Genomic DNA, 24256 nt, shown 5'->3' with positions numbered 1-24256 from the left:
ACTAGTAAAAGTAATGATAATTTCTACTTTCTATTTTTTATCACTTATTTTATTACTCAGAACAACATTACTTGTGCTATAGTTTTAATTAATGGAGGCGAAATCTATGGAATTCTCAATGATGATTAAAATTATTTTGTTTATCCTTTTTATTACTACCTGTATCTTTGGATTAGCTTCTCTGTTACTAAGAAAGTGGAAATAATCCTAATAGACGTAAGACTTCAATAGTTTACCTTTCTACAGGGAAAAGTTCTATTCCTCAGCTGTTTTGTACACTTATTTTTCTTAAAAATCAAACTTATCTTTCTAATTAACCAACAATCGGATCAACCGATCTTCATTATAATCTGCGATCATCTCGGTTAAATCTCTTAGAAGATCACTTTCACGAATTCTTTTTCCGTCAAAGGAACCTTTGTATTGCCGAACAATTGCTTTAAGGGTGTCGAACATATCTGCCAAAAAGTAGCCTTCAGTAAGCGTGTCATTTTTCTGACTTTGCTTAATCTGGAGCAAATCTTCGGTCAAAACTTCTTTCTTCTTTTCGTACCATGCTTTTGAAGCGTTACCGCCGATAGATAATTCTGCTTGAATTAACTGGTCAAAGCTCTGGAGTAAATGATCAAATGTTTCATGAGGAATATGATAGAAATCTTTTTCCTTCATGTACTCTGCTAAATAGTGAAAGGTGCTGGCTAATTCAGCATTGCTATTCGGATATTGAGTGAGTTTATATTTTGGGATAAAAATTTTCTTTTCGATTTCTTCCTTCGTCAATGTTTTGTATACCTTAATCAGCTTTGTTCCGAAAAGTCTTTTTTTTCTAACTGTAAATTCGTTTGTAAGAAATTTGGGAAGCAGATCATTTACAAAAAAAGCATACGTATCCGCTACATTGTAGGGTTGCTCAGGCTTATCCATCTCTTCCTGATAATCGATGTACTCCCAAATTACATCCACAACCAATCTTTCAGAATCAGAAGGCGCCTGTCGATAACTCCCATAAACATTAAACAATTCTCGGCCACGTTCATCCTCTACTCCGATTCGATTGTCATCCTCGAACGGTGTAAAAATGTAGCCCTCACTATAGGCCCCATTGCTTGTTTGGTACTTTTTCACATGTGCTCGAATATCCTCCCACAAATCTACCTCAAGCTGCATTAGCTTAAACCTTCTATAGCTTCCGCGATAAGGCTCAAAGGCAAATGACTCTAGTTTTTTCAAAAAATCAGTAATCTTTTCCACGTATTTGTTGATGAATATATCAATCACGATGCAGAGCTCGTCTACCTCATCCGGATACAAATAAGCGATACTATTTCCAAAATCTGCAAAATATTGATCTATTTCATCCAAATATAATTTAATGAACTTACGCATCCCTAATCTTGCCTCTGTTTCTTTACCAAAATAGAATAGCTCCAATATCTCCTTATGCGTAAAAAAGAGTTCATCCTCATTTTTTTCTTGGTGACGAGCGAAACGAAGGACACATCCTTCTTCTACTTTTTCATCCGACCGTTCAGGGTAAGAGGCATTCAGATGAACATTTCTATAGCTGATATCTAGAGTGTTTTCATCCTCCTCCACAATGAGTTCGTCTGAAAAATAGTCCTCTTTAGAAAAATTCTCCATATCCATACTTGTCCTCTCTATCACTCCTGTAAACAGAAAATGATCGAATCGATTCATACGCTTCAACATAGCTGCAGGAATTTCTTTTCCTCCTTGTAACTGGTTTCTTTTAGGAACAAGAAGGACAATGGTGTCTTGTTTTTTTGATAACTCCTTAATTCTTTCAAACAGCTGTACAAAAGGATCTACCCAATAAATCAATCCCTTCTCAGAATCAGCGTAAACTAAAAAAGTAATGCTTCTCTTTTTAAACCACCGCCGCACGGATGCCGTCTTAAGCTCCAGAGATATAGACTCTTCATCTTCGGAAACCTTCTTTGTGTCTTTATATTGAACAAAAAACTCTCGCCCCTCAGCTGCTTTGCCTGAAAAGCACGAGCAGAAGAAATCAATACCATAATTATCCTGTAATTCATTCACGGTACAGAACTCTGATAATCGAGCACTTATTAGCGTACTTGGATTTTCCATCGTTGGTACAGCTTTCATTTCTACTAGCAATGGTTTCCCACCCTTCCCTTATTCTCGTTCCGATCATAACGAAACGGTACACATTTTCAATAAATATCCTTAGTATTGAAAATAACATTTTTTAGTTAGTTAGTAAATACTATACAGTTCATAAATAGCTTTAAACCATAGTATATTAATTTAAACAAAATTATAAAGATAACGAATAATTTCCAATAAGAGACTCTTCATAAAAACAATAACGCCTATTATTTCTATCTTTATTCTATTAACTGAACTTTATAATCCTTTTTTATTTGCTTTTTTGATCGTTCATTTATAAGGTGAGATAGAATGTTTTAGCGGCTAGTCTCGCAACAGCACACAAATCTTTTGGAATTACTATTAAGCAAAAATTCAGGACACACTCGGTCTGACATGGGAACTAAATGTACAACAATAAAGAAGACCTTAAGGCAGCTAAAACTGTCCTAAGGTCTTCTTCGCTTTCTACTTTAGTGATTTCAGACGTACAAAGCAATAAAACGAACTTCTCAATCAAGAGTCTTCTAATCCGTCACCCAAAGCTTATTATCATCCTTATACGGCCATTTCTTCGCACCGTTCTCAACGATGAATAGACGGGATTCATCAATTCCTTCATCGATCAATAGTGAGATCGTACGTTTTGCACCGCCTCCGCCACCAGGGCAGACTACATAAATCGGGTGATCGCCATCTTTGAATTGATCAGCGTTATCAACGACTAATTTTTCCAACTCTTCCGTATCTACTGGATACGCAGGTACACTGATTGAGTTCGGCAGGTGTCCTTTTTTATAGTCGTCTTCTGGTTGAATATCAATAATCTGATAATCGGTTGAATCATCAGTTTCAAGTACTTTTTTCATGTCTTCAGGAGAAATCATCTGCCATTCGATATCTGCTTCTGCACGATCTTTCTTTTCTTCCTTTTTGTCGTTATTTGAACATCCTGCTACTACCAATGCAACCATCGCCAAAGCGATCAATAATCCACTTACTCGTTTTTTCATTTTTCAAAATCCTTCTTTCGTTCTAATTTTTGTTTGGATCACTTGCTTAATGAGCCTTCGCATTCCATCCGCCAAAAATTTCCCACGCAAATAAACATACTGTTTTGGTATGCATTTTGAAGGTATCTACTTGTGTGATTAATCACATATATGTTTTGAGGAAAAGAATGCTAAATAAACTCGCTTAGAGACTCTAAGTTGAATTTGGCCTCATAGTCATAGTCGTTTTGGCATTTCTTTCACCTCCTGTGCCTCATGTAAGGGCTGTCTCAATCAAAGTATATAGAAAGGAAAACGCTTTTTCAATAACAATTCGTAATTAAGAGCAATGTTGCAAAATCTTTTATATCCACTAAAAAAATTGAATAAAATCACATTTTTCCAATTAAAAAAAGACACAGAAACGATTGTCTGTGCCTTTGCTGTCATAGCTCGATTCTTCCTTTTAACCCATCACTGATTGCCATTTGCTGATCTGTGGTAATGACGATGCCCTCGATTGCTTCGAGCTTATTTAGTTCCGCTATTACTTCATACGCTTTTTTTCTAAATAAACGCGTTGTCCAGATTTCACCATCTAAAGATTTTTTTGAAACGATCGTTAAACTGGCAAGATCCGTTTCTATCGGATATCCTGTTTGACTGTCAAAAATGTGATGATAGGTTTTCCCCTCCCAGACAAACTTTCGTTCATATATGCCCGATGTTACGACAGACTCATCCTTCACTTTGACCACCGCTACATAATTTCCTCGTGGCAGGAAGGGATTTTGAATCCCAATTCGCCAACGTTTTTCTTCTCGTTGCGGCGCGGGACCATAGGTCAGCACATTCCCGCCAAGATCAATGAAGCCGGCCTTTGCTTGTACGGCTTTAAAATCAGCAATGATTTTATCGGCAAAATAGCCTTTTGCTAACGCCCCCAAGTCTATCGCCATCCCTGGATGCTTCAGGTAAACAGTCTTTTTGACGTCCTCTAATTCAATCGCAGAGGGATCAATCAACGGAAGCAGCTCCTGAATTTTTTCCGGCGACGGATACTTCGCGTCTTGGAAGCCTACTCGCCACTCTTGAATCAAAGGGCCAATAGCGATATTCAGTGCACTGTCTGTGACCAAACTCCGTTCTTTTCCTATTTTGATCAATTCATACAGTTCATCATCCACTTTGACTGGTTTAAGACCTGCGTGATGATTGATATTCATGAGTTCAGAGTCCTCTGCATTCGCGCTAAAGCGCTGTTCAAAGTCACGCAGCCGAGTCTCAGCATTTACTAACAAGCTTTCCGCTTCAGGATGTTGGACCCAAAGCTTGATCACGGTTCCCATCAAATGCAGTGTTTTTTCATTCATGTTTGCGTTCCTTTCTTTTTCTCCTATCAATCAGCTTAATAGATTTCTAGTCAGAACAAAAGAGAAAGTTCTGGAATTACTTTGAAACCGTTAATGTAATCGCTTATACTTCTAGGTGTGAAAGAAAATTTCTAAAGGGGGATTTTATGTTACTTTTATCTCGAGAAAATATCAAACAAGTTTTTACCATGAAGGACGCTATCGAAGCAGATAAAATTGCCTTCCAATTATTTAGTGAAGACAAAACAGATGTACCTTTACGTACGCAGATCGTTTCAGAAAAACAGAATGGGACGTTTTTATTCATGCCTTCTTATGCACCTGATTTGGATGCGGCGGCGCTGAAAATTATCAATATCTTCCCAGACAATATTGATAAGGGCTTGTCATCCGCCCCTGCTCAAGTGCTATTAGTAGATGGCAAGACTGGCTACGTGAATGCTCTACTAGATGGTGTCACAGTTACTCAACTTCGGACTGGTGCCGCTTCTGGGGTCGCCTTTGATGTTTTGGGTCGAAAGGATGCAAAAAAAGGGGCATTGATCGGAACAGGCGGACAAGCGGCGACTCAGCTGGAAGCCATGATTTGCGCTCGTGATTTAGAAACGGTCCATGTTTTTGATCAGAATCCTGAGCGGACAAAAGCCTTCGTCGATCAAATGAATGTGGAGCTTAGTGACTATGGAACAGAAATCTTACCTGCTGAGACTTCTGATGAAGCCATTCATGAGGCTGATTTGATCGTTACGGTCACTCCTGCTTCCTCTCCTGTTTTTGACGGCAGCAAAGTTAAGGCTGGCGCGACGGTCAGCTGTGTTGGCTCTTATCAGCCCCATATGCAGGAAATGGATCCGGTAATTTTAGAACGGGCAAGCAAGATCTATTTCGATTCAGAAGAAGCTGTCCTTTCTGAAGCTGGAGATATTCTGATCCCATTAGAGGACGGAACAATCACCAAAGACGACTTTACTGGCGATATCGGTGAAGTCTTGATGGGAACAGTCGGTGGGCGTGAAAATGATGAAGAAATCATTGTTTTTAAAACGGTTGGTATCGGGGCCCAGGATTTGGTCACTGCACAAAAAATATATGAACGAGCTCTTAAAGCAAACGTTGGTACAGAATGGAATTAACTAGAAGCTTAAAAAGATTAGGAGGAAAAAATCATGCCACATTTATCAGTCAGATTGTATCCTGGACGTTCGAAAGAGGTAAAACAAGAGTTTGCTAACAAGTTACAGGATTTAGTTGTAAAAGAATTGGGCTGCAAGCCAAATGTTGTATCTGTCTCATTCAAAGAAATTGAAAAAGAAAAATGGCACGATGTGATCGAGGATGAAATCGCCGGCGAAGATGTTTATATCGAATCGGATTTCTAAGGGGGATCGCCAATGAAAGAACATGCGAGTATTTTTAATGATGTTTTAGGACCAGTCATGATTGGGCCCTCCAGTTCTCATACGGCGGCTTCTGTCAGAATTGGGCGTGCGCTGCGTCAGATGGTCGCTGGAAAAATTACTTATTTTCAAGCGGATTTTGATCCAGAAGGCTCGCTGGCAGCAAGCTATATCACCCAATGTTCCGATATCGGCTTAGTGGGCGGCCTGTTGGGGATGGACCCAACAGATGGCCGACTGACACGTGCGATTGAAATTGCTAAAGAAGACGGCATGGAGATTCTTTTTCGTGTCGTTCCCTACGAGAATAATCATCCGAACACCTACAAGATGACGATTAAAACAGATCTTGATGAGGTCTTGGATGTTGTTGCTCTTTCTGTTGGCGGTGGAATGATCGAAATCACAGAGATCAATCACTTCGCGGTTGAGGTGACCGGCGGCTTCTATGAAACACTGCTTTTTGGCAGCCAGTTCACACTTGAAGAAGCCGAATTGTCCAAAAAAATTAGTAAATTCTGTTTTGCGGAAATCAAGGAGCAGGCTGGTGAGACCTTACTGCACATCAAAACTCAGCAAGCTCTTCCTGATGACGAAGTAACTTGGTTGAAGCAGCAAATGACGGTCAATCGAATCATTGCCTTCGATCCCGTTCTGCCAATCATGTCCCAAAAGGAACCAAAAATGCTTTTTTCAACCGCTGAAGAAATGATTGCGCTGGCGAAAAAAGACAAGCTGGACTTAGCAGATATGGCCTTGCGCTATGAAAGTCATCGGGGCAGTATTTCCGAAGAGGAAGTGTACCAAAAAGCTGAAGCGATTCTTGAAATCATGATCAACGGCATCAAAATCGGTTTGGCAGGTACTTCTTATGAAGACCGCATGTTGGGATCGCAGGCACCGAAAATTCAGGCGAATCGACAGAAGCTGATTGGTGATGATTTGCCCGCAAAAATCATCGAAAATATTTCAGCGTTAATGGAAGTAAAGAGTTCAATGAATGTCTTTGTTGCGGCACCTACTGCTGGTTCGTGCGGAGCCTTGCCGGGAACATTGATCGCTGTCAGCGAGTATCAGAAAAAATCTCACGATGACTTGGTTCGGGCGTTGCTTGCGGCAGGAATGATCGGTGTCTTTATCGCAGAATATGCCACTTTCGCCGCGGAAGTCGCAGGCTGTCAGGCGGAATGCGGCTCAGGATCAGGGATGACAGCGGGCGCACTGGTTCAATTAATGGGCGGTACCATAGAAGAGGCAGTGAATGCCGCTTCTATGGCCTTGCAAAATGTATTCGGCATGACCTGTGATCCCATTGGTGTGCGGGTGGAAGTCCCTTGTCTTGGGAAAAACATGATGTGCGGAATGAATGCGCTTGGTGCAGCGAATATGTCCTTAGCCGGATATGATGTCGTTGTGCCATTGGACGAAACAATCGAGAGCTTTAATAAAGTCGGTCGGATGCTTCCATCAGAATTGCGTTGCACCGGTCACGGAGGATTGGCACAAACACCTTCTGGACTAGCGATCGCTGAACGCTTAGGCTGTCCGTTGGATTGCTGTTGATTCCTATGCAACTATAAAAAAGACGTGTCCCCTCGACTCAGACTGTAGACAAAAGACGACCCAAACTCGTAGTTCGAATTTGGGTCGTCTTTTTATATGTTTTTTTTATATGTTTTTATAGTTCAATAATCTTCGGCTGTCTGTTCACATGTGGTAAAAACTTCTGCAGCACATCTTCTGTTTTCAACTTTAAATATCCGGTGGTTGTTCCATCGCTGCATCCGTAGTATTCCTGATCACAGACATCTTTATCTAGAACAAGCTGGACTGGTTTTGCTTCCGGCAAGAGTGTACTGAAAATCGTGGCTGCTCCAATTTTTGACCCCAACAGCTTCTCCATCCGCTCAGCCGATGCAAATGAGACTCGAGCAATAGCTAACGCCTGACTGAATTCCTTTGATTTAAAGGGCTTATCACCACAGGTGACAAACAGGTAAAAATTCGTTTTTTGACGATTACATAAGAACAATGTTTTTACCATATCCATCTCTAACCGTTCATTGATTTGACGGCAGTCCTCCATCGTGATCACTTCTTCTGTTTCCACTCGTTGAAAATCCATTTTTAGTTCTTCTAAGACCTGATAAACCTTTTCCTGCAAAGGAGTACTGCAGGTGGCTGGCACGCTTGTATAAGCTTCACTGACTAAAACCATTTTCCTCATTCCTATTCCTAATTTTATTTCTAACCAACAAAAAAGACTTCTTCCTTGAGTTGAATAGTTAATAGCAGTAATTTATCATAGAACTATAGATAACAAAAACGAATTTTTATCATCTTTAACATGAGGAAAACAGATGGAAGACTACGTATTTTCCGATTTTACTTTAATACAGTAGTAAACAAGGGGGGAAAACAAAGATGGACATGAATATTCAGAAATACATTGCTTTTGTGAAAACCGTCGAGTTAGGCAGCTTTACCAAGGCGGCGAAAATTTTGAACTATTCTCAATCTGGAATCAGCCGAATGATCAATGATCTCGAACAGGAATGGGGAATTACCCTATTAGAACGGAATCGTGCGGGACTGCGACTGACTTCAGATGGAATGAATGTTCTGCCTTATGCTAAAGAACTGGCGGAAAAATATCAGATTTTACAAAATCAACTGGCGGAGCTGGGACACTTAGACACCGGCTTGATTCGGATCGGTACCTTTTCCAGTGTCGCGACACATTGGCTGCCCGAGATGATTCAAAAATTTCAATTCGATTATCCTAAGATCGATTTTGAATTATTATTGGGTGACTACGAAGAAATTGAACAATGGATTCTCGATGGACGTGTTGACTTTGGTTTTTCTCGATTGCCAGCGGTTCATAATTTAGAACAACGATTTCTTCACAATGACGAACAGTTGGTGGTCTTACCACAGGAGCATCCATTTTTGTCAAAAGAGACTGTCCGTGTGACTGATCTAGAAAAACAACCTTTCATCCTTTTGGAGCGTGAAGGAACTTCCGACATTACCGAATTACTAGCCGCGAATCACGTTTGTCCTCAGATTAAATTTCGAACATGGGATGATTACTCGATCTTAGCAATGGTAGAAAAAAATCTTGGGATCAGTATTTTACCGAAATTGATTTTACAGCGAATCGCCTATCAGGTTGAAACGAGACCCTTAACCGAACCTATTTTTAGAAAGGTCGGGGTCCTCTATCGAAAGGAATCTTTGCTGTCTTTAGCGAGTCGAGAATTTCTGAATAAGCTGCTTATTTTTTGAGATAAAACGACTTATCATTCATTCGAATAGTTCAATGAATCACAAAAATTTCAATTTTTATGGTTTTTCTTTTTTGTTTATTGTTATAATTATAAGAAAAAGACCTACGGGAGGATTTATGGCACAGATTATTTTTTATGTTTTGATTGGTCTAATGATCTTTCAAGCGATCATGCTTGTACACGATGTCGTGACGCATCGGGAGGATTTAGGACCAGGGAATTGGGTAATTAATGGGATTATTGGATTTATTGCAGATTTTGCGGATACGATCGGAATTGGTAGTTTTGCCTTAACAACCATGATGCTGAACGTAACTAAGCAAAATGATGACGATCGAAAATTACCGGGAATATTAAATGTGGGACACGCGATTCCTGTGTTAACTGAAGCTGTGATTTTCGTCACAGTTATAAAAGTAGATTCCTTAACCTTAGTTTCACTGATCCTAGCGGCTATTGTCGGCTCTTGGTTCGGCTCGAAGTATGTTACTAAACTATCAGAAACAGCTGTTCAGAAATGGATCGGCTGGGCACTATTGATTACTGCTATTTTAATGTTATTGCGTCAAACTGAAGTCATTGCCTTATTGGGTAAAGGAAACACTGCGATGGGATTAACGGGCATCAAGTTAATCGTGGGAATTATTGGGAACTTTTTCTTCGGTGCTTTAATGACGGTCGGTGTCGGGCTATACGCTCCTTGTATGGCGATGGTTTATATGCTAGGCATGACACCATTAGCTGCTTTTCCTATCATGATGTGCTCATGTGCAGGCCTTCAGCCAGTTGCTAGTATCAATTTTATTCGTGAGAAAGCCTACTCTAGAAAGATTGCCTTAGCGATCACGATCGGTGGGATTCCCGGCGTAATTATCGCCTCTCAATTCTTAATGAACCTAGATATTTCGATGGTTACCTATTTAGTTATTGTCATTATTTTCTATACAGGAATTCAATACATCTTAAAATCACGCAAAACTGCGGCAGCTTAAAAAAACGGTTCTGTGCCTAATGGGTACAGAGCCGTTTATTTTTCTAATCTATTTTCACCCTTATGAAAGGCCTTGACCTTTTCTAAAATAAATAAAACACCGACAAGAATCAAAATCGAGATAGATAGCAACAACGAGTTCATTCCATTTCCATGTGCCAGCAATAGCTCCCGCAAAATCGCTGTGATACTGATCAGAATCAAGTAACGAACGGGAATATGATGCCCTTCTTTGATATAGCGAAGAAGCATTAGAATAACCTCTAGTAAAATAAATAGCGTTGCGATCTCGTCAATCAAAAGCGTTAGTTCGGACACATTGTTTAGCGGAATCACATGCATAATAATATTGATGATCCCTTCTGCCATAACAATTACTACAACGAGAATCAAGATAGCTAATAAAATATCCACGATCGTACTAATCGCTCGTTCGAATTTTGCAAAGGTATTGTTCTTCACCCCGTGTCCCCCTTTCTGGTTCCATTTAAATTATAGCAATTTTTTGATTAACTCAGAAAAGATACGCACTTGTTGAGAGAGAAGCATTTGCTATAAGTTGTCCATTCCACAAAAAAAGCCGCCAAGATTGACGGCTTTTTTCTTACTTTCTTCTTAAGAATGCAATTTTGCTTCTCGTGCCAAGGCTAGACAACCGATCGTTCCGGCGTTATTGCCTAATTTTGGTGTCACGATATAGTCTTCTAATTCTGGTGTTTTTACATATTCGTTCATTAATTCTTTGAAGCGAGCGCGAACCTTTTTGACTAAATGCTCCTGCTGCATCACCCCGCCACCAAAGATGATCACATCTGGTGAAAACATCAAGGTGGTGTTATAGGCGCACTGTGCAATGTAATCTGCTTCGATCTCCCAGTAAGGATCCTCTTCACTCAAGTCTTGCCCTTTGCGACCTAAACGTTTTTCGATCGCTGGTCCTGCCGCCATACCTTCTAGGCAATGCCCGTGGAAAGGACAGCTGCCTTCAAAATCATCTTTAGGGTTTCTACTCACCAATACATGCCCCATTTCGGGATGACTGAAGCCTTCGATAAAGGTGCCTTTTTGCAGCGCCCCGCCGCCAATACCTGTACCGATCGTATAATAAACGACACTGTTGACGCCATCGCCACGCCCCTTCACGTATTCGCCGTAACAAGCCGCATTCACATCTGTCGTCCAAGCAATCGGCAGATCAAATTCCTTCTTCAACGCGCCGACAAAGTTATAGTTTTGCCACGCCAATTTTGGCGTAGAGGTAATATAGCCATAGGTTTTCGAATCACGATGAATATCAATAGGACCGAATGAACCGACTCCAATACTCATCAGCTGGTCCGCATATTTTTTGAAGAAGCCGATGACTAACGCCATTGTTTCTTCTGGTGTCGTTGTTGGGTAGCTGGCCCGTTCGATAATTTCCAGATCATTATTTCCTACAGAGCAAACAAATTTTGTGCCGCCGGCTTCGATGCCGCCAAATAATTTTTCCACTAAGCTTCACTCACAATCCTTTAGATTTATTCCACATACAAGGTCACGAATTTTGCGTGCCCGATGCTTTCAAGCTCTATTGTATCATTATTTATTGGCAGCGGTTCCTTTGTTTTTTCTTTTTATCTCAAAGCCGCTTTAATCCTCTTCGCAGCTTCCACCGGATCGGCTGCCTTCAAAATCCCGCTTCCTACAATGACGATATTCGGCTCTAAAGCAACATAGTCAGCGATAGTCTCGCTATTGATCCCACCAGCAACAGCTACCTTCACTTTTTTCGCATAGTGCTTTAATTCTTTCAAATCCTCTAATGGGGTTCGCCCAACGTGCTGCTGATCTGCACCTGTATGAACTGCTATAATATCAACACCTAGAGCTTCAATAGCTGGAATTCGTTCGGCATAATTCTGTACACAGATTAAATCCACCATGACTTGTCGTTGCTGCTTCTTTGCCTGCTCTACACACCCTTTGATCGTCAGCGAATCAGTAATTCCCAAAACTGTCACATACTCGGCGCCAGCATCATAGGCCAGCTGTGCTTCGTATGCCCCCGCATCCATGATTTTTGCATCACACAATACCTCAAGTTCAGGGTAGGATTTCTTAATTTGCCGAACCGCCTCACGTCCTGCATCGATCAAAAAAGGTGTCCCTACTTCTACGATATCTATATAAGGATGAAGCTCCTTTAGACTCGCCAGGGCCTCTGCGAGAGTAAGTTCATCAATGGCCAGTTGTAATTTCATTTTCAGCCGCCTCCTATTCTAAGTTCGCATGCTTTTCAAAGGCTCGATCCATAGGAACCTTTTGATCCAGCGCCAGTTCAAGAATCAATGAATCCGCCAGCAGTAGAACTGCTTCTTCAAACATACTGCCGCCAGGTAAAATGCCCCGCTTGTTTTCTTCACTGTCAGGAAGCTTATCTGTATACGCCGGGATTTGAAGGATGTTCGATGATAATTTCGCCAAGGTAGAGTTTGGAAAGATTGTCAAACTGATGGTTCTTCCACCAATTTTCTGCGCTTTCTTCGCAATATTTATGACGGATGAGCTCTCCCCTGAAGCGCTAGCTAGTATCAATAAATCTTCCGGCAAAAAGGCGGGTGTTGTTACTTCTCCGACAACGTATACTTCATAACCCAGATGCATCAAACGCATTGCTAATCCCTTCAACATCAACAATGAACGACCGGCTCCAGAAACAAAAATTCGTCGTGCTTGTTTGATTCCATAAATCAGGTGATCAATTTGTTCTTGATCGATCCTCTTCAGTGTGTCTGCCAGCTCCAGCGCGGCTGTGTAGGCTACTTCTTTGGTTTTCATCCTATACCTCCTTATTTTTATAGCTCGCTAAAAACATATCGAAGGTTCCTGAAAGCCCTAACCGCTCTATTCCGTCTGGCACCAAGATTGTTTCCCCCTTCGACACCGCAACTTCATTTACCCTGCCTTCGCCTTCTACTATCGTGAGAAAAGCGAAGCGCTCCTGATGATAAATTCCTTGCTGTTCAACCTTGATACGGCTTAAACTATACAATCCGGGTTCATCCCAATAATCAGTGATCTCACAGCCATCCTTCTGATAGGGTGCCACCCAAACAAATCCTTCCGACAAATCAGGAATCAACACATTTTCCAATACTTTCTCGATATGCAATGCCCTTTCTTTCCCTGTATTGGGATCAACTCTCCCATAGTCATATAAGCGGTAAGTCAGATCCGCATTGCGAGAGATATTATAGGTCAGCACATCACGATTGATCGCATGCAGTGTTCCTGCGGGAATATCAATGAAATGATCTTTTTTAGCCGGTAAATATTTCAATAATTTTCCCCAATCACCAGCCTTTGCCCATTCCTCAAACTCTTTCTTGGTTTTTGCATGATGCCCAAACTCGATTTTTCCATCAACGGGGGTGTCTAGGATTACCCACGCTTCTGGTTTTCCTCTGGAATTATCATGCTTCAGCGCATACGTATCATCTGGATGAAGCTGGACAGATAGATCGGCCAAAGGGTCCAATAAATTTACTCGAATCGGCAGCTCCTTCGTATCACAAGCAAACCAGTCTGGACACGCTTCGTAAAGCTGAGAGAGCGTCCGATCCGTACCTGCGACAAGACAATCCGCTGCCCCTGGTAAAGCAACGACATTGTATACTTCACCGACTGGATAAACATCTGTCTGGTAATCAAAGGTTTCCAACATTCGCTTGCCGCCCCATATCCGTGCTTCAAAAAAAGGCAAAATCTTTACTATTTGTTGTTTCATCTCATTCCACCCCTTCTCATTTGTACTCTTCTAACTCAAATTATAAAGGGCTTTCATACAAATGAACACAAAAAAAGTGAGTCATTTATCTACTCACTTACCTTCAATTCTATCCAAGATTTCTTCTGTTGTAGCCACTTGACCTAATTTTACAAATAGTTTATCAAAAAAGAGCTGATGCAGCTCGCCATCGCGATCGGAACAAGCATCTTCAACTACGAGAACTTTGTAACCGTGCTGATAGGCTTCTAATGCAGTCGCATAAACCCCGTTCGCTGTGGCTACTCCTGTTAGGATGATCGTGTCGATACCGCGTCGACGCAATTGTACATCTAGAGCTGTCCCAAAGAATGCCCCTGGATTATGCTTTGTCATCTTAAGGATATTTTTTGCATCCTTGTCTTCTGCGATTGGCATCACATATTCAGTAAATCCAGCGGGAATACTCCCATAAGCTTTGCCGTTCCCTTCCTTGTTCAAAAATTGCATGGTCGTTGGATCCACGTTAACTAGAGTAATCCAGCCAGCAGTATTTTTAAGCGCTTCGGCCAATTGATTATTTTTTTCCAATACCTCTGACGCTGAGTAAGGCTGCAGCTCGCCCGTTCCCATAATCCCTTTTTGTAAATCAATGACAACCAAGGCTGTTTTTTCTAGGTCTAAATTTTTCAATTGAAACACTCGCTTTCTATCGTTAAAAAGTTCCTTTCGTAATCTACGCCACTTTGAAGGAAAAATCCAGCAGAATTCTCTACTTTTAAGAAGAAAACGATTCATTTAATAATTGTGAGTAAAAGCCTGACTCGGTACAATGAAGAAAATAGATTGATTCAGCCAAAGAACCGATAGGAGGAACTTCTTATGAAGAAAGCATTGCTTGTTGTTCATCGTTATCAATCAAACAAAGATCCAGAGGGGATCGGTCGCAACTGATTATGCGACTGCGGATATGATCGAAAATATCGCTAAAATGTACCCCAACTATGATTGGCGCCCCGCTACTCTAGCGGAGGCCAGACAATTATTGCGAGAGTTTGACATTGATACCTTGATTTTGGTTCCAATGTTAAAAGATCACATCGAAGAGTTAAATGCTTACCCTGATGTCCACGTTGACTCCCTTACTCCCAGCCAATACGGCAAAGTAAGTAAACCGCCATTCGCATTTCTAAAAAAGGATGATTTCAAGTAATCATTCTCGTCAAAAATTTTAACTTAGAAAAAGATCTATTATCAGGCATATTCTGTTATAAATTGATAAACAGCTCCGATTAAATTCGCCTGACTCAAGAATTTACATGGCAGTATAGATGCCTTCAATTCCTTTGCTCCTTTCATCTGCAATAACTGCTGCACACGTTCTTCGATAGTCAATATTAACTCTTCCCGTGTCGAGATGCCTCCACCAATCAATACTCGATCTGGGTCCAGCGATACCAATATATTATAGATACCGATGCTTAACGCATGATAAAATTTATCGATCGCCTCTTGTGCCAGTTCATCCCCTGCTTCTGCCAAGTCAAAAATCTCTTTGCTGGTATAGCTTTTACCATCTGCTTTTTGTTTAGAAAAACGATTCGACATCGCTACGGGACTCCCTAAATCGCTTAATGTTTCTAGCGTCTCCGGATCCATAATTTGATATCCGAACTCACCGCCAAATAAGTTTGTTCCCGCACGTAATTTTCCATTGATTGCAATGCCACCGCCGATTCCTGTACCAATGATTATAAGCGCTGCTGATTCCAATCCTTTCGCATTTCCTTGCCAAATCTCTGCGAGTGCCGCACAATTCGCGTCGTTTTGAAAAGATACTGGCACATTCAAAAACTCTGCTAATTCTTGTTTGATTGGAAAGCGATGAAGATAAGGAACCGCACTGACTCCATAGATCACTCCCTCTTCAGTATGAACTGCTCCTGGCGCACTGATCGCCACGCCATCCGTAATTTGATGCTCTTCCACTAATCCTTTTAAATACGCTTTCATTCCATCCCAAGTTTTTGGTGTTGGAATGCTAACTAGCTCTGTTAAAACTTCTTTTTCCCATAACCCGCTTTTGATCGTTGTTCCACCAATATCGATTGCCAAGATTTTTTGACTCATCTGTTGTTCCTCCTAAATTTCTTTTTCAATAAAAATTTTAAAGAAGTTTCCTTATGGTTACAACACCATGTAGCTCAGAAAAAACAAATTTCACTAAAAAAAACCAATCTTTTCAGATTGGTTTCTTAGATCATATCAGTCGATCCACATCATATTCAAACCCATTCTGGTCACTGAGCTGTCTATAGAATTCACCGCTTTTTTTGATTGTTCGTTTTTGTGTCTTTAAATCAAGCGAGACTAGGCCATAGCGATTCTTATAGGCATTGATCCACGACCAACAATCAATGAACGTCCACAAATGGTACCCTTTGATGTTACAGCCCTCACCGATGGCTTTCCATAAATAAGCTAAATGGTCTTGAATGTATTCGATACGATAGTCATCGATTACTTTTCCTTCCTCATTCATGAAACGTTCCTCATTCGCTACCCCCATACCATTCTCGGAGATAAATGCTTCAATGTTTCCATAATTTTTTTTAATATCCATGCATAAATCATAGATACCTTTTTCATAAATTTCCCAACCGCGATACTCATTCATACGTCGTCCAGGCATCACGTGGTTTTCAAAGAACCAATCTGGTAAAAAAGGCCCTTCCTGATTGATAGCAGTTAAGCGCGCTTTCACACGTCGTGGCTCATAATAGTTCAAACCTAAAATTTGGGCGGTATTTTCTTTGATACAAACCAAATCCTCTTTCGTATAATCCGTAGGCAATTGGTCATATTCTCGTAAAAGTGATACTAGTTTTTCTGGATAATCGCCTTTAACCATTGGATCTAAGAAGCTACGCACATAAAACAGGTCAGCAATTTCTGCCGCCTTTCTATCCGCTGAATTTTGGCTTCGTGGGAATGTTGGACTCAAATTTAAGATAACGCCGATTTTACTATCCAACTGTCGCTTCTTATGAGCAGCAATCGCTTTTGCGTGTGCCAGAATGGTGAAATGAGCCGCCTGAGCACCGCGTTTAAAGTCAATGATATTCGGATAATGAAAATCTTCTAAATAAGAACCTAAAATGGGGCCTAATGGTTCATTAAAAGTGAACCAATGATACACTAGATCACCAAATTCTTTAAAACATGTGTCCGCAAAGTTCACATAAGCCTCAACTACTTCACGCGACTCCCAACCACCTTGATCCTGTAAAGCAGCAGGCATATCAAAATGATACAAATTGGCAAACACCTTAATCCCATTGTTGTTCATTTCTGTAAATAGATCACGATAAAACGCAATCGCTTTTGAATTAACTTTCCCGATACCATCTGATGGAAACATCCGTGCCCAAGAGATCGATACTCGAAAAGAATTATGACCTGTCTGCTTCATCAACTGGACATCTTCTTTGTAGCGATGAATGTGATCTGTTGTCGTCTCTGAGCTGATTCGTTGATAAAACCGATAGGGCTGCTCCTTATACCATCGTTCCCATACAGTTTCTGCTTTTCCTGTTTCACCACGTCCTTCTGATTGTTCGGCTGACCATGCAGATCCCCACCAAAAGTCCTTTGGAAATGTCAATTGCTGTTTGTTCATTGTGTCCTCCTTTATACTAAGGGAATCCTAGTAATATTTTTCCTTTGAAAACGATCAAATTCCAATTAAGAAAATCTTCCATTCTTGAATGCCATTTCATCATAACATCCCAACACCAGAAATGAAATAGTTTTTATATAAAAATATATACTTTTAAAAATAAATTATTTCTTTATCTGTAAAATCATTGATAATACTCTGTAAAGGTATATAATTATTTATATCTTTAGTCAGCTGTTAGAGGAGGTCAAAATGAGAAAGAATGCAAAATACATGGAAGTTTATTTAGACGTAAAAAGAAAGATCGAAGACGGCACTTACGCTATCGGTGAAAAACTGCCGACTGGTCCAGAACTAGCCAAAAAGTATAACACTAGTAAGCTAACTGTTAAAAAGGGCTTGGATATGTTGGTTTCTGAAGGCGTTCTACATAGCAGAAGCGGTTTTGGAACAGAGGTTTTGCGTAAACCCATTGATAATTCAAAGGTTTTTGGCCCTAGCGAAGGGCTGATGAGTGTGGTTGGAGAAGATCATGTTGATTCTGAGATTCATACCTTTTCAATTGAGTTGCCCTCGAAAAAGGTTGCAGAAATGCTGCAACTAAACGAAAGAGACTACGTATATAATATCATCCGCAGTCGTTTTGTTGATCAGCAGCCTTACTCTTTAGAACAAACCTTTATGCCCCTCTCTATTATTCCTGGCTTAGAGCCAAAGCATCTGAAAAAATCAGTGTATTCCTATATCCGTGATGAGCTGCACTTAGAAATCAATGCCTCTCATGTTTGGATGAAAGGGGTATTGGCAACAGAATTTGATGCGAAAATTTTAGGAATCGAGATTGGAGATTTCATGATTGAGGTGGAAAAAAGTGTTTCATTGGCGAATGGGACACCTTTTGAATATTCTATCACGCGGCATTTGTATCAAGATTTTATCTTTGAAGCTGTTTTTGTAGAAAACTAAGTTTAAGAGCCGAATTTCTCGGCTTTTTTTTATTGCTAAAAACAAAAATATATATTTTTTTAAAAAAGTATTTACTTTATCTGTAATTCGTTTTATTATGTGAATAAGAAAGTGCTTTCACTTGATGAATACATTCAATGCAAAAAGGAGACTTTAACGTGGAGAAAACAAATAAGAAGGAACAGCTCTTTGAACGCTTCGGAATCATCGCAACGAAGCTCGGAAACCAGATTCATATGAGAACATTGCGTGACGCATTTGCAACCTTCATGCCATTTATGATGTTGGCCGGGTTCGTCACTCTAATCAATTACGTTATCTTAGAACCAACCGGATTCATGGGAAATATCATTCGTCCCGCAACCTTGATGAAGGTCCAAGAAATCGGTATGTCAATCGCTAACGGAACGTTGAGTATCACTACATTATTAGTAGTTGCTGCAGTTTCATATCATATGTGTGTCAGCAGAAATTATACCAATCATATTGCAGCCGTTTTAGTTTCCATCTCAACATTCATAGTATTAACCCCGATGAAAACAATGTTTACTCCGGAAAACGCGACGAAAGCCATCGAAGTCACAGGGGTTATCCCTGGATCTCATACTGGGGCTTCAGGGATGTTTGTTGGTATTTTCGTTGGCCTTTTGGCTACTGAGTTGTTCATCAAATTATCTACGAATGAAAAATTGCAGATCAAACTATCGGGAAATATTCCTCCCGCCGTATTGAAATCATTTAACGTATTGATTCCGATTATGATTACTGTTACCGTATTTGCCTTTCTTTCATTTGGAGTGAACCAACTCTTTAATATGGATGTGAATGGTCTGATTACTAAAGCAATCACTGGACCCTTAAGCCATATAACTACGGGACTTCCTGGCTTTGTTTTGATCACGTCTATCGCAAACTTGTTCTTCGGCTTCGGAATCCATCAAGCCGTTATCTCTGGTTCGTTACTTGATCCCTTCTTATTACAGAATATGCAGGAAAATATGGCGGCTTATGCGAACCATGAACAAATTCCTCATATTATTAATATGGCTTTTAAAGATACCTTCGCCGTTATGGGTGGCTCTGGAAATACCATTGCTTTATTGATCGCGATTTTTATTTTCAGTCGCCGAAAAGATTATAAGGACTTCGCTAAATTATCAGTAACACCAGCCTTGTTCAATATCAGTGAGCCGATTATTTTTGGACTGCCGATCGTCTTTAACCTGAGTCTGATCATTCCTTTCGTTTTAGCACCTATCTTCTCATTGGTCACTGCCTATTTTGCAACAGCTGCGGGGTTGATCAACCATGTTGTGGTTCAGATACCTTGGACTACACCTCCTGTCATTTCAGGATTTTTAGCCACTGGAGGCGATTGGCGCGCTGCGGTACTTCAAATCATCATCATCGCAGTAAGTGTGTTCATCTACCTGCCATTTCTACGAATTGATGAACATGTAACAGCAAAAATGGCCCAGACAGAAGCAGATACAAAAGCAGTAAACTAACATAAAGCAGGCAAGCAGTTCTTTACCAGAATTGCTTGCCTGTTTTTAACTTCGTTATGATAAGTGACTAATTCTTTTAATACGCTCCTGATACAGACCCACTTGAATGATCATAATTCGTGTTTGTGAATGATGGACGCCCACTCTTTGTTACATCTTTTCCATCTCTCAGAACCTTCAGATTACGTATTTTGACTGGCGTGTTGGTCGTATCATGTAAAATATAGGCTCCGCCTTCAGCTGTCAGGTTCGTCTTGTATTGTCCTACCAGTGTATTATTAACAAACGTCTGCATATAACCGGATGCAAAATATTTCACCCGAAGATGTACTGTTTGTCCATTAGCGATCCGCGGGGCATTTGTATTCACAGAATAGTATTGTTGACCATACACTCCCGCATTGGCTGGGAAGTTGATATTCGTTGTATTAATTCTCCCTTGGGCAAAATTGGCATCTGAGCCTGCTTGGTAATGCAACCCTACCCCAACTTGACCACAGGCCTTTCCATTTCCGGCAATGACAAACTGCATTTCGTAGTCGCTCTTATTTCCTGTCATCGTCACATTTGCTGAAAAATCAATCCGAGCATTTCCGCTTAAATTGGCTTGATCAAAAGGCTTGTTTGAATACAACAGGCGATATGATCCGGACACGCCTTTCTCCACACCGCCAAGACCGGTGATATTCACATCTACTTTTTTAGGCGTGACACCTGAACTTGTACTGCCGCCGGATGAAGCCTTTGTAGAATAAAAACCAATGCCCTCATAACGCCAACCGACTTTTACTAAATGATCTTTCTCATAGGCATGCAGCGTGTAATGATGCGTACCTGTTTTTGCATTAGGGTTGTATAACCGATAGACAGGAACTGAACCGCCTGATTGCCAAGAAATTCCTTCGTAACGCCAGCCAACCTTCACCAGATGGTTTTTTTCATTCAAATTGACTGTGTAATGATGGTCGCCGCCATTGTTTGGATTGTATAAACGATAGACTGCCGCCCCTTTGGCTGGTGTCTCCCAAGCCGTCCCTTCATTCCGCCAACCAACCTTCACCAAATGATTGCGTTCATTCGTATTTGCTGTATAGTGATGCTCACCTGAATTTGGGTTATAAACTCTCAATAACGTTGCCGCGTCCGCATCCTCCGCTTGAACAAATAGTACACCACCAACCAACAAGGCAACTGCAAAAAAAACACCTGACAAAAACTTTTTCATCGTCCCTTTCCTCCTACTAATTTTATATGCCCCAATAATGTTAACGTTTTCTATTTTATTTATAAACGATAAACATTTCGTTCATTTACAACATCATTCCATCAGATTATTATCTATTAATTAAATAATTAATATTTTAAATGATATCCTTGTTCATCAAAATTATACACATTATTTGATGATAACACTAGCATAAATGTTTAATTCTAACCGATACTTCCCCTCTTCTTTGAAGCCACTTATATCAAAAATAGGACATAAGTCTGATAGCAATCAATCCTTCGACTGCTATACTTAAGAAAAGGGCATAAAACGTCCACTCTGTTTAGCAGGAGGAAGGAGGAAAATAAATGAAAGAGTCGAATAAAAAGGGAAGTTGGGGCAGGAAGCTTTTATGGATTTTATTCTTTTTAGCATTTGGGATAACAGCGGTTACAAACTTAGCGATTGATCATCAGTTTACCTGGTTTCGTATCGTAGGGAGCAGTTTGATTTTTGCTGGAATGCTATTGGATGCTTTGTTTTTTAGTAAGAATGCGCGGGTGATTCATTCCGTTTCAGTCTTCACTGTGTTAGTCGTTCCTTATTTCATGGTGCTGGAACGAACCGTAAATACTTATTTTTTGGATGCGCCAATTTACTGGCTACGGCCGATAGGCTTACCTATCGCGTTGACTTGGATCGCATATTTCTGGATTAACATTGGCATTCGAAAACTGTTGCATTGGAATATGGGCTCTTGCTTAGGAATTGCGTCTTTATTAGCGATTCCAGCAGTCGTCGTAACCAACTTGGTTGCTAACCAATCCAATGTATATTCTATTATTGAGATGAGCTTTGTAACAATCGTCACGCTTCTGGGTTGTGGCGCATTGGGATTGATCGCTGGTCTCTTCATGAGAAAACGAACTCGTTAAAAAGACATCCGGCTTTTGTTGAAAGCTGGATGTCTTTATTTGTCCATTTTAAAGATAATGTCCCTTGATTGCTTCGGCTGCGGCCTCTGCCCCGTTTACTTCTTGCATTAATCGTTTCATCTCTTGGGCTTTCGCCTGCGTCTCGGGGGTACGAATGTGTCTAATCGCTTGCTCCAATGCTTGAGCTGAAAGGTTATTTGGACTGACTGCTGCGGCATTGCCAAATCTTTCGCAATAAGCGACATTGACCTCCTGTTCGTATTGCAGCCCGATTCCTATAAACGGTTTGCCTGAAGAGCAAGCGGTTTGGACCGTGCCTTCACCGCCATGAATCACTGAAAAATCCACTAATTCAGAAACACTAAGCGCCGGCAGCCAATCAAATACATGGACATTGCTTGGCACAGCCTGCTCCTGTATATAGCTTTTTACGGGGGCGATCACCTCAAAATCGGTTTGTTCGAAATAACTTAAAAGCTTTTCAGCCAGTGATTGATTGCCTGAACTGCCCATGGCGAAATACACCACTGATCGGTTGCTTTCACGTGCCCGCTCTATTAATTGAAGAACCTCCGTTGGCATCGTATAGGGTAATCGAGCAAAAATCGGTCCCACCGATTGGTAATTATCGGGGAACGTTACTTCCGTCGTAAAAACTGGATGGGTGGTGATCAAGTTCAAGTCCCCATCCAGCAGATCCAACGTATACTTAGGCAGCGGAAGATTGTAGCTTCGTGCTGCTTTTTTGAATGCTCTTGGTTTCCAAGTTAGGTGTTTCGCCACTTTGAGAAAGACGTGCCACAATGCAGTTGCTGGGAGATACGCCTTATTAAGTTGGCTTGGAATGATACATCCCTTTTCATGGTCAAAGTGCGGGCGAGACATCGCGATTGGTTTGACATACACCAACGGTATCTTGCTGATACGTGCAGATAAGAACATCGTCACATTGCTGCCAGTCACAATGACACGAGGAGCGAGCTGCTTCAATAACCCTAGTTCGTTTTCTACTCGTTCCGCAACGATTTCGCTGGTAAATGGATTTTTCAAACTTTTTCCTTGATCAAATTGTATGATCGCCTTCTCCTGCTGAATTGTCAGTGTCGGCTGCATTAACGTAACGTCAAAGTTCTCTTCTTTAATCAATTCTAAATAGGTCTTAGAGAATCCGCAGAAAACGCAATGGTACTCCTGACGTAAAACCTTCGCAATCTCAATTATGCGCGTCGTTTCTGCCAAGTTGAATGTTGCTGGCGCAAAAAGAATGGTTTTCATCATGGGCCTCAGCTATTCTTCCAAGGCTTGTTCAACAGCCTTTTGCGAATGAATTTCCGTCGTATCAAAAACAGGGATCGTGACATCTTTTTGCTGTATCAACAGACCAATTTCGGTACAGCCTAAAATGACCCCCTCTACACCTGCGGCAATAGCCTCCTGAATGACTGCGATGAATCTTTCTTTAGACGCTTCTAAAATTTTTCCATGACACAATTCATCAAAAATAATCTGATTCACTGTCTCGATGTCTTGTTCGTTGGGAATCCAGACATCGATCCCGCTATCAATGATCCTTTGCTTATAAAATTCTTGTGTCATCGTATATTTGGTCCCTAGAAGCGCGACTTTTTTAATTCTATTGGCCTGTAATTCCGCGATCGTCGCATCAGCAATATGCAGAATCGGAATGGCTATATGACCTGCGATCTGCGGTGCGACTTTGTGCATGGTATTGGTGCAAATCAATAGAAAATCAGCCCCCGCCTGCTCTAGCTGCTGCGCCTCTTTCCCAAGAAGCTCCCCGCTTTTTTCCCATTCATTTTTCGCCTGACACTGCTCGATCTCTTCAAAGTCTACACTTGCCAACTTGATCTTGGCTGAATGCAGCCCGCCTAATGTTTGATTCATCAATTCATTGATCCGCGTATAGTAGGTCACTGTACTTTCCCAGCTCATGCCGCCTAATAGTCCGATTGTTTTCATCTGTCCACCTCTTCTTGCTTCGTTATTTCTCCATTATAGCAAGGAAAAACGTGG

At 40.9% G+C, this 24256-nt stretch carries 24 protein-coding genes; 9 read left to right on the top strand and 15 right to left on the bottom strand.

What is annotated here, in order from left to right:
- Positions 1-309 precede the first annotated feature (309 nt).
- The 3 genes from IGI50_RS02650 to IGI50_RS02640 form a co-directional block, all read right to left on the bottom strand.
- The gene (locus IGI50_RS02650; protein ID WP_438776095.1) at positions 310-2142 is read right to left on the bottom strand and encodes a DUF4365 domain-containing protein; all 1833 of its coding nucleotides are present in this window, start codon (positions 2140-2142) and stop codon (positions 310-312) included.
- Between the two features lie 518 nt (positions 2143-2660).
- A complete protein-coding gene (locus IGI50_RS02645) occupies positions 2661-3146 on the bottom strand; it encodes a rhodanese-like domain-containing protein (protein WP_218256646.1) in 486 nt (161 codons plus the stop codon).
- Between the two features lie 425 nt (positions 3147-3571).
- Positions 3572-4498 carry an FAD:protein FMN transferase gene (locus IGI50_RS02640; protein WP_438776094.1) on the bottom strand — a complete coding sequence of 309 codons (927 nt, stop codon included), beginning with the start codon at positions 4496-4498 and terminating at the stop codon, positions 3572-3574.
- Positions 4499-4644: 146 nt separating this feature from the next.
- Between IGI50_RS02640 and IGI50_RS02635 the strand changes: the two genes are divergently transcribed.
- From IGI50_RS02635 to IGI50_RS02625, 3 genes are read left to right on the top strand one after another with little or no spacing between them, the layout of a single operon-like run.
- Positions 4645-5631, top strand: a complete 987-nt coding sequence (locus IGI50_RS02635) for an ornithine cyclodeaminase family protein (RefSeq protein WP_218256644.1) — start codon at positions 4645-4647, stop codon at positions 5629-5631.
- Positions 5632-5664: 33 nt separating this feature from the next.
- The gene (locus IGI50_RS02630) at positions 5665-5877 is read left to right on the top strand and encodes a tautomerase family protein (protein WP_218256643.1); all 213 of its coding nucleotides are present in this window, start codon (positions 5665-5667) and stop codon (positions 5875-5877) included.
- A 12-nt stretch (positions 5878-5889) separates the two neighbouring features.
- Positions 5890-7458: an L-serine ammonia-lyase, iron-sulfur-dependent, subunit alpha gene (locus IGI50_RS02625; RefSeq protein WP_438776093.1), complete on the top strand. Its 1569-nt coding sequence runs from the start codon at positions 5890-5892 to the stop codon at positions 7456-7458.
- Positions 7459-7573: 115 nt separating this feature from the next.
- Here IGI50_RS02625 and IGI50_RS02620 read toward each other — a convergent pair whose 3' ends face one another.
- Complete coding sequence (locus IGI50_RS02620; protein WP_438776092.1) at positions 7574-8113, bottom strand: prolyl-tRNA synthetase associated domain-containing protein; 540 nt, start codon at positions 8111-8113, stop codon at positions 7574-7576.
- 206 nt (positions 8114-8319) lie between these two features.
- Here IGI50_RS02620 and IGI50_RS02615 point away from each other — a divergent pair, with 206 nt between their 5' ends.
- Both IGI50_RS02615 and IGI50_RS02610 read left to right on the top strand, forming a co-directional pair.
- A complete protein-coding gene (locus IGI50_RS02615) occupies positions 8320-9186 on the top strand; it encodes a LysR family transcriptional regulator (RefSeq protein WP_438776091.1) in 867 nt (288 codons plus the stop codon).
- Positions 9187-9304: 118 nt separating this feature from the next.
- Complete coding sequence (locus IGI50_RS02610; protein ID WP_438776090.1) at positions 9305-10180, top strand: permease; 876 nt, start codon at positions 9305-9307, stop codon at positions 10178-10180.
- Positions 10181-10215: 35 nt separating this feature from the next.
- On the opposite strand, the gene IGI50_RS02605 is transcribed toward IGI50_RS02610, so the two are convergent.
- The 6 genes from IGI50_RS02605 to IGI50_RS02580 form a co-directional block, all read right to left on the bottom strand.
- Complete coding sequence (locus IGI50_RS02605; protein ID WP_010746872.1) at positions 10216-10641, bottom strand: phosphate-starvation-inducible PsiE family protein; 426 nt, start codon at positions 10639-10641, stop codon at positions 10216-10218.
- 153 nt (positions 10642-10794) lie between these two features.
- Positions 10795-11673: a fructokinase ScrK gene (gene scrK, locus IGI50_RS02600; RefSeq protein ID WP_010746873.1), complete on the bottom strand. Its 879-nt coding sequence runs from the start codon at positions 11671-11673 to the stop codon at positions 10795-10797.
- Between the two features lie 122 nt (positions 11674-11795).
- A complete protein-coding gene (gene hxlA / locus IGI50_RS02595) occupies positions 11796-12422 on the bottom strand; it encodes a 3-hexulose-6-phosphate synthase (RefSeq protein WP_438776089.1) in 627 nt (208 codons plus the stop codon).
- A gap of 13 nt (positions 12423-12435) precedes the next feature.
- Positions 12436-12999: a 6-phospho-3-hexuloisomerase gene (hxlB, locus tag IGI50_RS02590; RefSeq protein ID WP_438776088.1), complete on the bottom strand. Its 564-nt coding sequence runs from the start codon at positions 12997-12999 to the stop codon at positions 12436-12438.
- 1 nt (position 13000) lies between these two features.
- Complete coding sequence (locus IGI50_RS02585; protein WP_438776087.1) at positions 13001-13948, bottom strand: class I mannose-6-phosphate isomerase; 948 nt, start codon at positions 13946-13948, stop codon at positions 13001-13003.
- A 93-nt stretch (positions 13949-14041) separates the two neighbouring features.
- Positions 14042-14560: an isochorismatase family protein gene (locus IGI50_RS02580; protein WP_438777562.1), complete on the bottom strand. Its 519-nt coding sequence runs from the start codon at positions 14558-14560 to the stop codon at positions 14042-14044.
- A 265-nt stretch (positions 14561-14825) separates the two neighbouring features.
- Here IGI50_RS02580 and IGI50_RS02575 point away from each other — a divergent pair, with 265 nt between their 5' ends.
- On the top strand, positions 14826-15140 hold the full coding sequence (locus IGI50_RS02575; RefSeq protein ID WP_438776086.1) for a hypothetical protein: 315 nt from the start codon (positions 14826-14828) through the stop codon (positions 15138-15140).
- 41 nt (positions 15141-15181) lie between these two features.
- Here the strand turns inward: IGI50_RS02575 and IGI50_RS02570 are convergent, their stop codons facing one another.
- On the bottom strand, positions 15182-16057 hold the full coding sequence (locus IGI50_RS02570; RefSeq protein ID WP_438776085.1) for an ROK family protein: 876 nt from the start codon (positions 16055-16057) through the stop codon (positions 15182-15184).
- Between the two features lie 130 nt (positions 16058-16187).
- On the bottom strand, positions 16188-17606 hold the full coding sequence (locus IGI50_RS02565) for a glycoside hydrolase family 1 protein (RefSeq protein ID WP_438776084.1): 1419 nt from the start codon (positions 17604-17606) through the stop codon (positions 16188-16190).
- A 252-nt stretch (positions 17607-17858) separates the two neighbouring features.
- Between IGI50_RS02565 and IGI50_RS02560 the strand changes: the two genes are divergently transcribed.
- Both IGI50_RS02560 and IGI50_RS02555 read left to right on the top strand, forming a co-directional pair.
- Positions 17859-18572 (top strand): GntR family transcriptional regulator, encoded by a 714-nt coding sequence (locus IGI50_RS02560; protein ID WP_218256627.1) that lies wholly within the window; start codon positions 17859-17861, stop codon positions 18570-18572.
- A gap of 158 nt (positions 18573-18730) precedes the next feature.
- The gene (locus IGI50_RS02555) at positions 18731-20080 is read left to right on the top strand and encodes a PTS sugar transporter subunit IIC (RefSeq protein ID WP_438776083.1); all 1350 of its coding nucleotides are present in this window, start codon (positions 18731-18733) and stop codon (positions 20078-20080) included.
- A gap of 76 nt (positions 20081-20156) precedes the next feature.
- Here the strand turns inward: IGI50_RS02555 and IGI50_RS02550 are convergent, their stop codons facing one another.
- Positions 20157-21305, bottom strand: a complete 1149-nt coding sequence (locus IGI50_RS02550) for a hypothetical protein (RefSeq protein ID WP_438776082.1) — start codon at positions 21303-21305, stop codon at positions 20157-20159.
- A gap of 350 nt (positions 21306-21655) precedes the next feature.
- Between IGI50_RS02550 and IGI50_RS02545 the strand changes: the two genes are divergently transcribed.
- Positions 21656-22222 carry a hypothetical protein gene (locus tag IGI50_RS02545; protein ID WP_438776081.1) on the top strand — a complete coding sequence of 189 codons (567 nt, stop codon included), beginning with the start codon at positions 21656-21658 and terminating at the stop codon, positions 22220-22222.
- Positions 22223-22270: 48 nt separating this feature from the next.
- Here IGI50_RS02545 and IGI50_RS02540 read toward each other — a convergent pair whose 3' ends face one another.
- Positions 22271-23500, bottom strand: coding sequence for a glycosyltransferase (locus IGI50_RS02540; protein ID WP_438776080.1), 1230 nt, complete (start codon positions 23498-23500; stop codon positions 22271-22273).
- Positions 23501-23509: 9 nt separating this feature from the next.
- The gene (locus tag IGI50_RS02535) at positions 23510-24202 is read right to left on the bottom strand and encodes an aspartate/glutamate racemase family protein (RefSeq protein WP_438776079.1); all 693 of its coding nucleotides are present in this window, start codon (positions 24200-24202) and stop codon (positions 23510-23512) included.
- Positions 24203-24256 lie beyond the last annotated feature (54 nt).

Origin of the sequence: Enterococcus sp. DIV0170, from assembly GCF_051710765.1 — a bacterium.
GTDB lineage: Bacteria > Bacillota > Bacilli > Lactobacillales > Enterococcaceae > Enterococcus_A > Enterococcus_A raffinosus.
Note: the sequence above shows the minus strand (reverse complement) of the source record. Positions and strands in the feature narration are given on the sequence as shown.